Annotated in this window: 16 protein-coding genes; 13 read left to right on the forward strand and 3 right to left on the reverse strand. The window is 34.3% G+C overall.

What is annotated here, in order from left to right; translation table 11 throughout:
- The first annotated feature begins 1 nt into the window (after position 1).
- The 4 genes from ACHMWN_RS02390 (at position 2) to ACHMWN_RS02405 (ending at position 2316) form a co-directional block, all read left to right on the forward strand.
- Positions 2-385, forward strand: coding sequence for a TraR/DksA C4-type zinc finger protein (locus tag ACHMWN_RS02390; RefSeq protein ID WP_173271671.1), 384 nt, complete (start codon positions 2-4; stop codon positions 383-385).
- Entirely contained in the window at positions 385-987 is a 603-nt protein-coding gene (locus ACHMWN_RS02395) for a lipoprotein signal peptidase (RefSeq protein WP_173271669.1), read from the forward strand. The genes ACHMWN_RS02390 and ACHMWN_RS02395 overlap by 1 nt, the downstream gene beginning before the upstream one ends.
- Positions 988-1085: 98 nt before the next feature.
- Positions 1086-1778 (forward strand): DUF1080 domain-containing protein, encoded by a 693-nt coding sequence (locus ACHMWN_RS02400; protein ID WP_397297442.1) that lies wholly within the window; start codon positions 1086-1088, stop codon positions 1776-1778.
- Between the two features lie 7 nt (positions 1779-1785).
- Positions 1786-2316, forward strand: coding sequence for a GNAT family N-acetyltransferase (locus ACHMWN_RS02405; protein ID WP_397297443.1), 531 nt, complete (start codon positions 1786-1788; stop codon positions 2314-2316).
- On the opposite strand, the gene ruvC is transcribed toward ACHMWN_RS02405, so the two are convergent.
- Complete coding sequence (ruvC, locus tag ACHMWN_RS02410; protein WP_397297445.1) at positions 2309-2872, reverse strand: crossover junction endodeoxyribonuclease RuvC; 564 nt, start codon at positions 2870-2872, stop codon at positions 2309-2311. The genes ACHMWN_RS02405 and ruvC overlap by 8 nt on opposite strands.
- A gap of 42 nt (positions 2873-2914) precedes the next feature.
- Here ruvC and ACHMWN_RS02415 point away from each other — a divergent pair, with 42 nt between their 5' ends.
- From ACHMWN_RS02415 to ACHMWN_RS02445, 7 genes are all read left to right on the forward strand, one after another.
- A complete protein-coding gene (locus ACHMWN_RS02415) occupies positions 2915-3892 on the forward strand; it encodes a hypothetical protein (protein ID WP_397297447.1) in 978 nt (325 codons plus the stop codon).
- Positions 3870-5012 (forward strand): glycosyltransferase, encoded by a 1143-nt coding sequence (locus ACHMWN_RS02420; RefSeq protein WP_397297449.1) that lies wholly within the window; start codon positions 3870-3872, stop codon positions 5010-5012. Before ACHMWN_RS02415 ends, ACHMWN_RS02420 begins: the two co-directional genes overlap by 23 nt.
- A 5-nt stretch (positions 5013-5017) precedes the next feature.
- The gene (locus ACHMWN_RS02425; protein WP_397297450.1) at positions 5018-6106 is read left to right on the forward strand and encodes an ABC transporter permease; all 1089 of its coding nucleotides are present in this window, start codon (positions 5018-5020) and stop codon (positions 6104-6106) included.
- Between the two features lie 58 nt (positions 6107-6164).
- Positions 6165-6776, forward strand: a complete 612-nt coding sequence (locus tag ACHMWN_RS02430) for a ribonuclease HII (protein ID WP_397297451.1) — start codon at positions 6165-6167, stop codon at positions 6774-6776.
- A gap of 16 nt (positions 6777-6792) precedes the next feature.
- Entirely contained in the window at positions 6793-7995 is a 1203-nt protein-coding gene (locus ACHMWN_RS02435) for a glycosyltransferase family 4 protein (protein ID WP_397297453.1), read from the forward strand.
- Between the two features lie 269 nt (positions 7996-8264).
- A complete protein-coding gene (gene gcvT, locus ACHMWN_RS02440) occupies positions 8265-9344 on the forward strand; it encodes a glycine cleavage system aminomethyltransferase GcvT (protein WP_397297455.1) in 1080 nt (359 codons plus the stop codon).
- A 120-nt stretch (positions 9345-9464) separates the two neighbouring features.
- Positions 9465-10181, forward strand: a complete 717-nt coding sequence (locus ACHMWN_RS02445; RefSeq protein WP_397297456.1) for a 2-phosphosulfolactate phosphatase — start codon at positions 9465-9467, stop codon at positions 10179-10181.
- Here the strand turns inward: ACHMWN_RS02445 and ACHMWN_RS02450 are convergent.
- Together ACHMWN_RS02450 and gldB are read right to left on the reverse strand one after the other, a co-directional pair.
- Entirely contained in the window at positions 10178-10969 is a 792-nt protein-coding gene (locus tag ACHMWN_RS02450; RefSeq protein ID WP_397297458.1) for a patatin-like phospholipase family protein, read from the reverse strand. The genes ACHMWN_RS02445 and ACHMWN_RS02450 overlap by 4 nt on opposite strands.
- 58 nt (positions 10970-11027) lie before the next feature.
- A complete protein-coding gene (gene gldB / locus ACHMWN_RS02455) occupies positions 11028-12086 on the reverse strand; it encodes a gliding motility lipoprotein GldB (RefSeq protein ID WP_397297459.1) in 1059 nt (352 codons plus the stop codon).
- Between the two features lie 26 nt (positions 12087-12112).
- Between gldB and ACHMWN_RS02460 the strand changes: the two genes are divergently transcribed.
- Positions 12113-12784: a porin family protein gene (locus ACHMWN_RS02460; protein WP_397297461.1), complete on the forward strand. Its 672-nt coding sequence runs from the start codon at positions 12113-12115 to the stop codon at positions 12782-12784.
- A 25-nt stretch (positions 12785-12809) separates the two neighbouring features.
- A complete protein-coding gene (locus ACHMWN_RS02465) occupies positions 12810-14450 on the forward strand; it encodes an NAD+ synthase (protein WP_397297463.1) in 1641 nt (546 codons plus the stop codon).
- Positions 14451-14511 lie beyond the last annotated feature (61 nt).

Genomic DNA, 14511 nt, shown 5'->3' on the forward strand with positions numbered 1-14511 from the left:
TATGGAAAAAACTGAGAAAACCCGCTATTCTGATAGCGAATTACAAGAGTTTAAAGAGCTGATCCAAGGAAAATTAAAAAGTTCAAGAGAAGAGTTTCTTTCACTAACCTCGTCGTTAAGTAACCCAAATTCGCACGGAACTGAAGATACTTCTGGTGCTTACAAAACACTCGAAGATGGTTCTGCAACTTTAGAAAAAGAACAGATTAACCAATTAGCTGCTCGTCAAAAAAAGTTTATTGATAATTTAGAGGCTGCTTTAGTGCGCATTGAAAATAAAACTTATGGTATCTGTAGAGAAACTGGAAAGTTAATACAAAAAGAACGCTTACGTGCTGTACCTCATGCTACGTTGAGCATGGAAGCTAAATTGAAACAAGGTTAATGAAAGGCTATACAAAACCCTTACTACTTATTTTTCTGGTTTTAATTGCCGATCAGGTTTTAAAAACTTGGATTAAAACACATATGTTTTTAGGTCAGGAATTTAAAATTATTGGCGATTGGTTTATTATCCACTTTACCGAAAATAATGGGATGGCATTTGGATTAGAGTTTGGTGGTGAATTTGGCAAACTGGCTTTATCCTTATTTAGAGTGCTTGCTGTGATTGGAATTGGATATGGCTTGCATTATTTAATAAAACGCAAATATCACCGTGGCTTAATATTAAATGTGGCCTTGATTTTTGCAGGAGCATTAGGTAATATTATCGATTCTGTATTTTATGGCGTGATTTATAAGTATGAAACTCTTTTCCATGGAAGAGTAGTAGATATGCTTTATTTTCCAATTGTTAAAGGAACATTTCCTTCTTGGTTTCCTATATGGGGCAACGAATCATTTGAGTTTTTCAGACCAGTATTTAATTTAGCAGATGCTGCAATTTCAGTTGGTGTAATTGCCATTTTAATTTTCCAAAAACGTTATTTTAAAGAAGAAGTTAAAGATGAGGTCGGAATAAATAATGAAACTGTAGAAGATTAAGTAAAGTAAAAACTTATTTTATACAAAGCCATTTAGTTAAAGCTAAATGGCTTTTTTAATTTAGATGATTATATTTGAGAAGATCAAACCTAAAAATCATGCAAAAATTCAAGCTCATCCTTATTTTTATTACAATTGGATTATCTATATCTTCAGCTTTTGCTCAACAAAAAAGTCTTTTTGACGGGAAAACTCTAAACGGTTGGCATGCAGATGTACCAGCTAAAGATAAAGATCCAAAAACTCCTGATGCTTTTATTGTAAGAAAAGGATTGTTGGTTAGTCTTGGCGATCCACGAGGTCACTTAATTACAGATGCCATTTATAAAGATTATCGTTTGGAAGTTGAATATCGCTTTGCGGGGAAACCTGGAAATTGCGGTGTATTAATTCATGCTTCAACGCCGAGAGCATTGTATGGCATGTTTCCAAAATCTTTAGAAGTTCAAATGCAACATCAAGATGCTGGAGATTTTTGGTGTATTGAGGAAGATATTACTGTTCCTGATATGGAAGCTCGTCGTGGACCGAAGGAAAATTGGGGTGTTAATGGAAATAAGTTACGCAGAATTAAAAACCTAACAGACGGCAGCGAAAAACCTTTAGGCGAATGGAATAAAATGGTGATTGAATGTTTTAAAAATTCGGTAAAAGTTTGGGTAAACGGGTTTTTAGTTAATGAGGGAACGAATTGTACGGTAGATAAAGGACAGATTGCATTGCAAGCGGAAGGCGCTGAGGTTGAGTTTAAAAAGTTGCTATTAAAGCCAATTAAAAAACTTAGCAAATAATTAACTAATGGAATTTAATTTACAACCCACACTTGAAAATGATCTGATCAAGATTGTTCCATTGCAAGATGAAGATTTTGAAAAGTTATATGCAGTAGCTTCAGATCCACTAATTTGGGAACAGCATCCTAATAAAAATCGTTATCAAAGAGAAGTGTTTCAAAATTTCTTTAAAGGAGCAATGGAATCTAAAGGTGCTTTTTTAGTGTATGAGAAAGAAACCGGAAAAATTGTTGGAAGCTCTAGGTACTACGAATTAGATGAAGAAAACAGTTCTGTGACTGTTGGTTATACTTTTATTGGACGAGATTATTGGGGCAAAGGTCATAACAAAGCTTTAAAAAACTTAATGTTTAACTACGCGTTTCAATTTGTAGATAAAATAATCCTACACATTGGCGAAACTAATTTCCGTTCTCAAAAAGCTGCAGAAAAATTAGGCGCTAAAAAGATTGGAGAGTTAGAAGTAGCCTATTATGGAGAACCTGTTAAATTGAATTTTGTGTACCAAGTAGATAAGGTAAGTACTATTACTTAATTCTCTTCTTATTATCTTTTACAAAAGCATCCCAACCAGAATAAGATTTACCAGTTCCAGCAGTGCTAATTCGCTGAAAAGAGTGACAAACAGCAACAGCTAAACCATCTGTAGCATCTAAAAATTCAGGAGTTTCTTGAAAGCCCAACAATCGTTGTAACATTGCGGCAACTTGCTCTTTGCTGGCTGTTCCTTTACCAGTTATAGATTGTTTAATTTTTCGAGGAGCATATTCCGTAACCGAGATATTTCTTGATAAAGCAGCAGCCATTGCAATTCCCTGAGCTCTACCCAACTTTAACATTACCTGAATGTTTTTACCATAAAAAGGAGCTTCAATAGCTAAAACATCAGGTTTATATTCATCAATTAAAGCAATTGTTTTTTCAAAAATGCGTTGAAGTTTTAAAAAGTGATCCTCTAAATGATTCATTTTTACAATGCCCATGCCAACCAACTCAATTTTATTTCCCTTTTCTAAAACAATACCGTAACCCATAATGGCTGTACCTGGGTCGATCCCCATGATAACACGTTCCTTTTTTTCAACCAACATAAAACAATATTAAGCATATTTGCACAATCAAAAAGCAAAAATTTGACACCTCAATACAAAAAAATATTTTCCATCAGTATTAAAATCGCGATTGTAGTTTTTGCATTTTGGTTTATCTATGTAAAACTGATCGCTAATAACGATTTAAAGAAATTTATCTCGCTATTAACTGCAATGCCTAAATCTCAAATCTGGACAATACTTTCTATTGTTATTGCTTTAATGCTTATAAATTGGGGGTTAGAAGCTGTAAAATGGAAACGATTAATCAAACAAGTCGAACCAATTAGTATATGGCTGGCCATCGAATCTGTTTTTTGTGGATTAACTTGGGCAGTTTTTACGCCAAACCGATTGGGAGAATACGGAGGAAGAGTATTTTTTCTTTCGCCCAAAAGAAGGATAGTTGGTGTAGTAGCTATGGCAGTGGGTAACATTGGACAGTTAGTGCTAACCAATTTTTTTGGTGCAATTGCCGTTTGTATTTTTATTTACAGATTTACTCCAATAGACCATCGCTTGTTTTTAGCAGTTTGCGCTATAGCAATTGGGTTTTGTTTGTTCTTTATTATATTCTTCTTCAATATAAAGTGGTTAAATGGAATTTTATTATCCATGCGTTTTACCAGAAAGTATAAAAAATTCTATTCCATTTTAGCTCGCTATAAAAAAACAGAATTACTTAAAATTTTACTCTTTTGTTTAGCTCGTTACTTTGTTTTCAGTACCCAATATTTTATCATGTTTTTGTGGCTTATTCCCGAGCTTCGTTTTTTAGACATCATGATGTTAGTCAGTATTTTATTTTTTGTTCAATCTTCATTACCCTCATTAGATTTATTAGATATTGGCATTAGAAGTGTTACAGCCTTATTTTTCTTTAAATATGTAACGCAACAAAACACGGCAGTTGTAGCATGTATTGCAAGTATTTGGCTCATCAATATTATAATTCCTGCTATATTAGGATCTTATTTCGTTTTTAAACTCAATTTCTTTGGAAGTAATCAGCGTACTTAGTTATTTTACCGTTTTTTTAACCCTAATTTATGTGTTTGTAGTTAGTACATTTATACGAGGTTGGGCAAAAATTATTCCGTATAAACGGAATGACAACGTTGCAAAAACAAAGGTTTCTATATTAATTGCCGCTCGTAATGAAGAGGACAAAATAAGTAAAACCATCGATGACCTCTTAGCTCAAGACTACGATAAAAATCTAGTTGAAATTATTGTAATTGATGACCATTCTACCGATAAAACTTCACAGATTATAGCTTCTTATGCAAATCAAGATGTAAAATTAATACAACTTAATGAAGCAAATGCTTTAAACTCTTACAAGAAAAAGGCAATACAAACTGCTATAGGAGAAGCAACCGGAACCCTCATTATTACTACAGATGCAGATTGCAGAATGGGATCCAATTGGCTAAAGACCATTGTAAATTATTATGAAACTAATCATTATAAAATGATTTCTTCGCCTGTGGCTTATTTTGAAGAGAAAAGTTTTTTTGAAAGAATACAAACCTTAGAATTTTCATTTCTAATTGGTTTAGGTGCCTCAACTATTGGTAACAACAATCCAAGTACATGTAATGGTGCAAACCTAGCTTATGAGCGAGAAGCATTTTTTGATGTTGGTGGCTTTAAAGGAATTGATGATTTAGCATCTGGAGATGATGAATTATTATTGCATAAAATGGCAGCAATTTACGAAGGAAAAATAGGTTTCTTAAAAAACAAAGATGCAGTAGTTTACACCCATGCTAAACCAACAATAAGTGAATTTATACAACAACGTAAACGTTGGGCATCAAAAAGCACTCGATATAAAGACAAATTGGTTATTGTTTTGGGCATAAGTATTTGGCTATTTAACCTTAGTATCATTATAAATACACTATTAGCTATTATTTTCCCTGCTGGAGAAAGTATATGGTTTTTAGTTTTTCAATTAATTTGTAAAATTGGTATAGAATTGATTTTTTTGAACAGCATAACTTACTTCTTTAAACGGAAACAATTATTAGTTTTACTGCCAATAATGAATATCCTGCATATTATTTACTTCGTTTATATCGGTATTGCTGGTAACTTTGGTAAATACAATTGGAAAGACCGCATGGTTAAATAATTAAGATGAATAATAACAGTCCTTCGAAGAAAATATGGAATAGATTTAAACGCAATAGACTAGCGTTTGGCGGATTGATATTTATTATTTTATTGATGGTAATGGGTATTTTAGGTTATTTAATTACGCCAGATCAAACTCCTTATGCCAACTCCATGCATTTGCAAATTACCAATAAAAAACCTGGTAGATCATTCAATTTCTTAATCATCAGCAGAAACAACAACATAAAAAAAGTGAATTTTTTTGAGAAAATGTTGTACGGACAAGAAGCAAATTTTAAAAGTATTCCAATTACCTCCTATCGCAAAGTAGGAAATAAAGTATATGCTAGAGAATATATTGGTGATGATGAGCAGGCAGAAGAAATTGCTTATCCTTTAGTTTCTGGTACAAATCGGTATACACAAACTTTTTATTTAGGTACAGATATTTACGGACGAGATTTATTAAGTAGATTAATTTTGGGTATTCGCGTTTCGCTTTCAGTAGGTTTAATGGCTGTATTAATCTCGCTATGTATTGGTGTAAGTTTAGGCGCAATTGCGGGTTATTTTGGTGGTAAAACTGATGCAAATATCAGTTGGTTTATGAACGTAATTTGGTCATTGCCTTCTTTATTACTTGTTATAGCCATTTCTTTTGCTTTAGGTAAAGGCTTTTGGCAAATCTTTATTGCGGTTGGTTTATCAACTTGGGTAGATGTTGCTCGTTTAGTGCGTGGACAGGTTATGGCCTTAAAAGAAGTAGAATTTGTAGAAGCTGCCAAAGCATTGGGTTTTTCTACAAGTCGCACCATTGCAAAACATATTTTACCTAATATAGCTGGTCCAATTTTAGTAGTCGCATCAGCTAATTTTGCATCCGCAATTTTATTGGAAACTGGCTTAAGTTTTTTAGGCTTTGGCGCACAACCACCTATGCCAAGTTGGGGTACTATGATTAAGGAACATTACGGCTACATCATTATGGATGCAGCCTATTTAGCAATTTTACCAGGCTTGGCAATTATGCTTACTGTTTATGCGTTTAATTTATTAGCTATTGGCTTACGCGATGCTTTTGATGTAAAAGGTCAAAATACTTCTGTTTAGAGTAAAGCCAATAAATCTATCTAATGAATCTGTGTAATCTATTTTTTAACTTTGTATAGTGTTACTAAACTGCTACCATTTAGAGTTAATTGAAGCCGGGTGCGATGAAGCTGGAAGAGGATGCTTAGCTGGGCCAGTGTTTGCTGCTGCTGTAATTTTACGGAAAAATTTCTACTTAGAAGGACTAAATGATTCGAAACAATTAACACATGAGCAGCGTGACGAATTAAGGCCTATAATTGAAAGAGAAGCACTAGCTTGGGCTGTTGCATCAGTAGACCACGAAGAAATAGATAGAATTAATATATTAAATGCATCTTTTTTGGCCATGCATAGGGCGATAGAAAAACTAATGATTATTCCGCAGCATTTAATTATTGATGGCAATAGGTTTAAGGCTTTTTCAGATATTCCACACTGTTGTATTGTAAAAGGCGATGGAAAATACCTTAATATCGCTGCAGCTTCAATTTTAGCAAAAACACATCGCGATGAATACATGGCCAACCTTCATTCAGAGTATCCGACATATAATTGGAAACAAAATAAGGGATATCCAACCATTGAACATAGAAGAGCAGTAGTTGAAACTGGTTTGTCACCATATCATCGTAAAACTTTTAATGTAAGCGATCCTCAAATCAGTCTTTCTTTTGAAGCAATAGGATAATTCGTAAATTCATGGTGTGAAAGTACTCATTTTAACAAATCGTGTTCCATTTCCACCAAATAGCGGTTATCCAATTGTGGTGTATAATACCATAAAGGGCTTGCTTAACCTAAATGTAGAGGTTTCATTATTCAGTATTAATGCATCAAAACACAAGGTGGATGTTGATGATATTTACGACCCAATTTTTGAGCGAATCAATTTTCATTCTTTTAATGTTGATACCGAAGTAAATATTTGGGGTGCTTTCTTCAATATTTTCTCTAACCAATCTTATAACGTTTCACGTTTTTACGATGATGATGCAGCTAAACTTTTAGAGAATGTGTTAAAAGAAAATGAATTCGATATTATTCAGTTTGAGGGATTATTTGTTGTTCCTTATTTAGATCTTGTTAAAGAAAATAGCAAAGCAAAGCTGATTTATAGGGCGCATAATATAGAGTTTGATGTGTGGGAACGTTTGGCAGCACGTGAGCAGTTTACACCACGTAGAAAATATTTAGAATTTTTATCTCGTCGATTAAAGGTGTACGAGACAGAGCAGATTAATCGATTTCATCAAGTATTTGCAATAAGCGATTCCGATAGGCAAAACATATTGAGATTAGGTTGTCAAACGCGGTTAGCTGTTTTTCCAGTAGCGATAGATTTTGAAAAATACCAAGTTGATATAAAGAAGACTAGTTTCCCTACTTTGTTCCATTTAGGTGCAATGGATTGGCGGCCAAACAAAGAGGGATTGGAATGGTTCTTAGATGAAATTTGGCCAGATATTGAAAAATTAAGTGGCGAATTGCGTTTTTACATTGCTGGTAAGAATATGCAAAAGCAATTTTTTGATTACGATTCGGATAATTTAATAGTTGAGGGTGAAGTTTTTGATGCGGTAGAGTTTATGAATTCTAAAGCCATCATGATTGTGCCTTTGTTATCGGGTAGTGGTATGCGGGTAAAAATTATTGAAGGCATGGCTATGCAAAAATGCATTATTGCTACTACTATGGCTGCAGAAGGCATTAAGTGTCAACATGGAAAAGATATCTTAATTGCTGATACCCCTGATGAATTTTACCGTTCGATTTTACAATGCATTACTCAACCTAACCGCTGGAGAGAAATTGGCAAACAGGCTCGTAAAACCGTAGAACGAGACCATGATATTAATGGTAATGCAACGCGGATGTTAGAGATTTATACGATTTTGGTGAATAGTTAGGCCATTACCATTGTCTTACTTCTTTTTTACATAGCCAGATTTCCTTTTTACCAGATAACTATCGAGGAAGTGGAAATCATTTTTGTGTTGTAGATGCTTCGACAAGCTCAGCATTACAAATTCACACATATATTGCAACGCAAGCGGGGCTAGAATTGTGATGAAATGCTGCCTTTGTTTTTCGACTATTGAGCTCCTTTAAATTAACTTAACCTTAAAACATTGAGGTATTCTTAGTATTTTTACCAGCTAAGATTATATAAATTACAATGAAGAATACTGCATTAACAGAAAAACACATATCACTAGGTGCTAAAATGGTGCCGTTTGCAGGTTACAATATGCCTGTACAATATCAAGGTATTAATGTAGAGCATGCTACCGTTAGAAACGGGGTTGGTGTTTTTGATGTGAGTCATATGGGCGAATTTATTTTAAAAGGTGAAGATGCTTTAGATTTAATTCAGCGAGTAACGAGTAATGATGCATCGAAATTATACGATGGTAAGGTGCAATATTCTTGCTTACCAAACACTGATGGCGGTATTGTTGATGATTTATTGGTGTATCGTATTGACGAGAAGACGTATATGTTGGTGGTTAACGCATCGAACATTGAGAAGGATTGGAATTGGATACAAAAATACAATACTGGTAATGTAGAGATGCATAACATTTCTGATCAAACTTCACTTTTAGCAATACAAGGTCCTAAAGCTGCGGATGCTTTGCAAAGTTTAACGGATATTGATTTAGCATCAATGGAATATTATTCTTTTAAAAAAGGAACTTTTGCTGGTGTTGAAAATGTGGTAGTTTCGGCAACAGGTTATACTGGTGCTGGTGGTTTTGAAATTTATTTTGAGAATAAATATGCTGAGCAAATGTGGGATGCTGTTTTTGCTGCTGGTGCTGAATATGGAATTATGCCAATTGGTTTAGCGGCTCGTGATACCTTACGTTTAGAAATGGGTTTCTGTTTGTATGGAAATGACATTGACGATACGACATCACCTATTGAAGCTGGTTTAGGATGGATTACAAAATTCACTAAACCATTTACGAATTCGGAAGCATTATTAGCACAAAAAGAGGCTGGTGTTGAACGTAAATTAATTGGTTTTGAAATGATTGATCGTGGTATCCCACGTCATGATTACCCTATTGTGGATGTTGAAGGAAATGTGATTGGAAAAGTAACTTCGGGTACACAGTCTCCATCTTTACAAAAGGCAATTGGAATGGGTTATGTGAAAAAAGAATTTGCTAAAGAGGGTACAGAAATCTTTATCGATATTAGAAATAACAAGATCAAAGCTAAACTGGTTAAGTTTCCATTTTATAAATAGTATTACGGGTTGCGGGTTGTGTGTTGAAGATTTGGATGCATACAACTTGCAACTTATAAATAGTGTTGCAGGTTTGAATACCTAGCTTGTAACTCATACCTCTCAACTCACAATCCCAATATGTCTAGAACAATTGAAGTTTGCTTAACACCTGCTCTGCTACATTTATATGCTATTGAAAATAGTATAGTTGTGGTTATTGATATACTTAGAGCTACATCATCAATTACTTATGGGATAGATAATGGTGCAGAGACGATTATTCCGGTTTCGAATGTTGAAGATTGTTTGGCTTACGCTGATCAAGGGTTTTTATTAGCCGCAGAGCGAAATGGCGAGGTTGTTGAAGGGTATGATTTCGGAAATTCGCCTTTTTCTTATACTAAAGAAAAGGTTGGTGGCAAAACGGTTGTGCTAACTACTACCAATGGCACTAAGGCAATGCATATGGCGCATGAAAGAGCGCACCAAGTGGTGATTGGCTCTTTTTTAAACATAACTGCTTTATGTAATTGGCTAAAAACACAGGATAAAAATGTGTTGTTGCTTTGTGCTGGGTGGAAAGATAATTTCAATTTAGAGGATACCTTGTTTGCGGGAGCTGTTGTAAATGCTTTGCGCAATGATTTTAAACATAGCGATGATGCTTGCGTTGTGGCAGAGGACATGTATTTAATGGCTAAGGATGACTTGAGAACTTATTTGCATAAATCTTCTCATAGTCATAGATTGGCTGCCTTAAACATTGAAGAGGATGTGCAATTTTGCTTAAAACTAGATGTGTGTAAAGCTATTCCTGTTTTAGAGGGAGAGCGATTGGTGGCTTTGAATTATTAAGCGTGTATCAACTCTTGAAAACTCTCGCTATTTTTAATTGCTCTTAATGCTTCTTCGTGAGCTAACCAATAAATGGTTTCTGCTTTTTTCATGTCGAATGTGCTAATTTCGCCCATTCCTTTGGGCTCAATTAATAAATCGCAAAACTTAGCTTTCCGCTCCATATCATGATTAATAGACATTATTCCTGCTCGCTGCATGAGGTGAGAAATCCTGACTATTTTATCCACTGGTTTTAAGTGATTGCAGGAAGAACCGATAATGTAGTCGCAGTTATTTAGCAAAGGTTCTACCGGAAAATTGTTTAAGATTCCTCCATCCACAAACATTTGGTTCTCAATCATAATTGGTCTAAAAATCCCTGGTATGCAACTTGATGCCAATATTGCTCTAATTAAAGGGCCTTTTGTAAAATATACTAAATTACCCTCGCTAAAGTTTGTTGCACAAATGGTTAAAGGAATTTTGAGGTCTTCTATTTTATCGTGAGGAAAATATTCACTTAAAACATCTCTTACGTTCTCGATATTAATTAAACCTAAAGAGCCTAATGCAGGGCGTATAAATCGTAAAAGTTTGGTCCGCATAAAGATGTTTAACCCTTCTTCTGGGTCGATACCTGCTGCATAAAATGCACCAGCAATAGAACCAGCACTTGTACCACTTACATGACTAAATTTGATGCCTGCATTCATAAAGGCTTTTAAAATTCCTAAATGTGCAATACCTCTAATGCCTCCGCCAGATAATACAATGCCGATTTTCTTTTTGGGTTTTATTTGTTTCATTAGTTCATTGGTGATAATGTTCACTGTCCTTCGACCAGCTTAGGATGACACGTTTTAATTACTGGTTTTCTTTAGGCTTGTATTTCGCTTTGGTTAATATTTTTTGCGCATCTGCTTCGACCATTAACTGCTGTAAAGTTATAGTTGGGTTTTCTGCCATGTACTTTCTTACAATTTGCCAACCTAACCAAACCCCTAATTTAGGCGCTGATGACCTTTTCTCTCCTATGCCTGGTGTAAATGGCCCATCTGTTAAAAAGGTTTGTATTTTTTGATTATCACTTTGGTATAATAAATCGTTCTCTAAAAAGAAACCCCAAATGTTGCCTTCGTAATTTTGGCACCATGCTAATTGTTTTCCTGTATAGCCAATTTTAACGGTGTCAGCTGTTGTTTCTGGTAAAACTTGATCCATAAAATATAGAATTTTACCATTGTGAATCATTTTTGCCAGCAAGGTCTGATCTTCATCACGCTCTGGAAATAACTCCTCTCTTGCATAGACTTCGGTAACTCTTGGTATAATATATTGTGGCTCAAATCTTCTAGATTGATACATTGGAATACTTTGCACAATAGCGCCATAGAATTTACTGTTTCTGCCTAAAAACATATCTAAACCAATGCTCATATAATCGTCGCCTGTTGTAATTTGGTAAGCAAAACCAGATAAATGAGCAATAAAATGAGGAACTTTTGCTTTTGGATAATAATATTTGATGTATTTGAAACTCTGCGTTAACTCTTTCTCTACAGTTTTTAAATTAGGATAAATGCTATCTACCTCGTTATTTAAATCTGTATAGGCTTGGTCTTTGTATAAACCAGTTAACACTTCCTTTCCAGTTAAATTGGGGTTTCCCACCATTCTGTGTACAAAATCATCGTAAAAGAAACCATATTTCTGCTGTAAAAAGTTATCTGTCTGTTGTACATCTTTATTTTTACCACGGTACAAATCTTGGTCAAACCGTTGTATTTTTATATCGAGCTTACTATTGCTGATATCTGGTCTTTTATCCTGCTTGCAAGAAAAAATTACCATTACACACAGAAAAAATAGATAAATTTGTGCCGAAGGCATCCGTTTTGAAAGATGTTTTACGTTATAACCCATGAATAACAAATATAACCACAAGTAACATGAAAAAAACAGTAACCGCAATACTATTCCTTTTTTTTACATTGAATCTTTATGCTCAAGAAAATGCTGCTCCATATTATGGTTTTAGGCTTGGGTTAACCGCGCATCCAAACTTTGGCTATATCAAAGCAGAAAATGGCAAAAGCAATGGGGTTAGTTTAGGATTTTCTTATGGCTTAATTGGCGATTTTAATTTTGCGGAGAATTATAGTTTTTCTACGGGTTTAACCATTACTACTATTAATGGTAAAAGCACAGAAATAAATGCTTTACCTTATCACGCTAGTGTTAGCAGTACTACACCTGTAAGTTATAATCTTAAGTATAAAATGCAGTATGTTGAAATTCCGTTAACTATTAAATTAAAGACCGGCAATTTTGGCAATATTCGTTGGTTTGGTCAGTTTGGTTTATCGAATGATATCAAAATAGGTGCTAAACAAGACGCAGAGTCAAATGGAAAACAATTAGCAGATGATGTAAATTCATCAGATTGGACACGTTTTTACAGAGCCGGGCTAATTATTGGTGGTGGTGCAGAATTTAATATCAATGGTAAAACCAGCATCATGACAGGTCTTACGTTAAATAATGGTTTTACTAATATTTCAACTGGAGAAAACACTATTCGTAATCATTACGTTGCTTTAAATTTAGGCGTATTCTTTTAATAAACTACTCTACTCAGATCATTTAATGAAAATAGCACTAGCACAACTTAATTACCACATTGGTAATTTTGAATATAATACAAAACGAATAATCGACCATATAAATTTGGCAAAAGCTAAAGGGGCGGATCTTGTTGTATTTGCAGAATTGGCAATTTGTGGTTATCCGGCAAGAGATTTTTTAGAGTTTTCGGAGTTTATTTCACTGTGTGAAGAAGCTGCTCAGGAGATAGCAAAACATGGTGTTGATATTGCTTGTATTATTGGTTTGCCTATTAAAAATGACGTTTTAGAGGGTAAAGATTTATATAATGCTGCTTATTTTATTGAAAATGGGAAGGTAAAAGCGATTACAAAGAAAGCATTGTTGCCAACCTATGATGTATTTGATGAGTACCGTTATTTTGAACCAAATACTCAATTTGAGTGTATAGAGTTTAAAGGAAAAAAGATTGCATTAACCATTTGCGAAGATCTTTGGAACATTAATGATAACCCATTGTATATTTCTTGTCCAATGGATGAATTGATAAAAGAATCGCCAGATGTGATGATTAATATTGCCGCATCCCCATTTAATTATCGCCATGATGAAGATCGAATTCAGGTATTAGCAGATAATGCCAAAAAGTATAATTTACCTTTGTTTTATGTCAATCAAGTTGGTGCCCAAACAGAGATAATTTTTGATGGCGGCTCATTAGTATTTGATGAAGCAGGAAAAGTAAAAGCAGAAATGAAATACTTTGAAGAGGATCTTCAGGTATTTGATTTGGATGAAATACAAAATGTAAAAAATAAATATCCTGAACCAGAAAGAGCAAGTGATATCGCTCAAATTCACGATGCTTTAATTATGGGTATTCAGGATTATTTTAAAAAATCTGGATTTAATAAAGCGGTGTTAGGTCTTTCTGGTGGTATAGATTCTGCTGTTGTTTGTGCATTGGCTTGTAGAGCATTGGGCGCAGAAAACGTAATGTCAGTTTTAATGCCTTCTAAATATTCATCAGATCATTCTATAAAAGACGCTTTAGATCTAGTGAATGCTATTGGCTGTAAACATGAAATTATAGAAATAAAAGAAGCCGCCGCTGCTTTTGATAGCATGTTAGCTAAGCCATTTACAGGTTTGCAACCTAATTTAACCGAAGAGAACATTCAGGCTCGTTGTCGCGGAATTGTATTAATGGCAATGTCTAATAAGTTTGGTTATATTTTACTTAATACCTCTAATAAAAGTGAGTGTGCAGTTGGTTACGGTACTTTATACGGAGATATGTGTGGTGCCATTGGTGTAATTGGCGATGTATACAAAACGCAGATTTTTGAATTAGCTCGTTATATCAATAAGGATGGAGAAATTATACCAGAAAATACAATTGTAAAACCACCTTCAGCCGAATTAAGACCAGATCAAAAGGATTCTGATTCATTACCAGATTATGGAATTCTTGATCAGATTTTGTTTCAACATATCGAATTGCAAAAGGGCTCAAAAGCTATTGTAGCACAAGGGTTTGATGAAGCATTAGTGCAAAGGGTTCTTAAAATGGTCAATCTAGCAGAGTTTAAACGTTATCAAACACCTCCAATTTTAAGAGTTTCTCCTAAAGCGTTTGGCATGGGACGAAGAATGCCCATTGTTGGGAAATATATGTCTTAATAAGTAATTTTTCTTGGTAATGTATATGTAATTTTTCTACTGGCACATTAAACCTAATGCA

It is taken from the genome of Pedobacter sp. UC225_61 (assembly GCF_044452285.1).
Lineage (GTDB): Bacteria > Bacteroidota > Bacteroidia > Sphingobacteriales > Sphingobacteriaceae > Pedobacter.

What these genes read in the sequence shown, in the direction of transcription:
- ACHMWN_RS02395 (WP_173271669.1), top strand. Translation starts at nt 385, where the DNA reads ATGAAAGGCTATACAAAACCCTTACTACTTATTTTTCTGGTTTTAATT.
- ACHMWN_RS02390 (WP_173271671.1), top strand. Translation starts at nt 2, where the DNA reads ATGGAAAAAACTGAGAAAACCCGCTATTCTGATAGCGAATTACAAGAG.
- ruvC (WP_397297445.1), bottom strand. Translation starts at nt 2,872, where the DNA reads ATGTTGGTTGAAAAAAAGGAACGTGTTATCATGGGGATCGACCCAGGT.
- ACHMWN_RS02445 (WP_397297456.1), top strand. Translation starts at nt 9,465, where the DNA reads ATGTCTAGAACAATTGAAGTTTGCTTAACACCTGCTCTGCTACATTTA.
- ACHMWN_RS02425 (WP_397297450.1), top strand. Translation starts at nt 5,018, where the DNA reads ATGAATAATAACAGTCCTTCGAAGAAAATATGGAATAGATTTAAACGC.
- ACHMWN_RS02460 (WP_397297461.1), top strand. Translation starts at nt 12,113, where the DNA reads ATGAAAAAAACAGTAACCGCAATACTATTCCTTTTTTTTACATTGAAT.
- ACHMWN_RS02400 (WP_397297442.1), top strand. Translation starts at nt 1,086, where the DNA reads ATGCAAAAATTCAAGCTCATCCTTATTTTTATTACAATTGGATTATCT.
- gcvT (WP_397297455.1), top strand. Translation starts at nt 8,265, where the DNA reads ATGAAGAATACTGCATTAACAGAAAAACACATATCACTAGGTGCTAAA.
- ACHMWN_RS02450 (WP_397297458.1), bottom strand. Translation starts at nt 10,969, where the DNA reads ATGAAACAAATAAAACCCAAAAAGAAAATCGGCATTGTATTATCTGGC.
- ACHMWN_RS02465 (WP_397297463.1), top strand. Translation starts at nt 12,810, where the DNA reads ATGAAAATAGCACTAGCACAACTTAATTACCACATTGGTAATTTTGAA.
- gldB (WP_397297459.1), bottom strand. Translation starts at nt 12,086, where the DNA reads ATGGGTTATAACGTAAAACATCTTTCAAAACGGATGCCTTCGGCACAA.
- ACHMWN_RS02405 (WP_397297443.1), top strand. Translation starts at nt 1,786, where the DNA reads ATGGAATTTAATTTACAACCCACACTTGAAAATGATCTGATCAAGATT.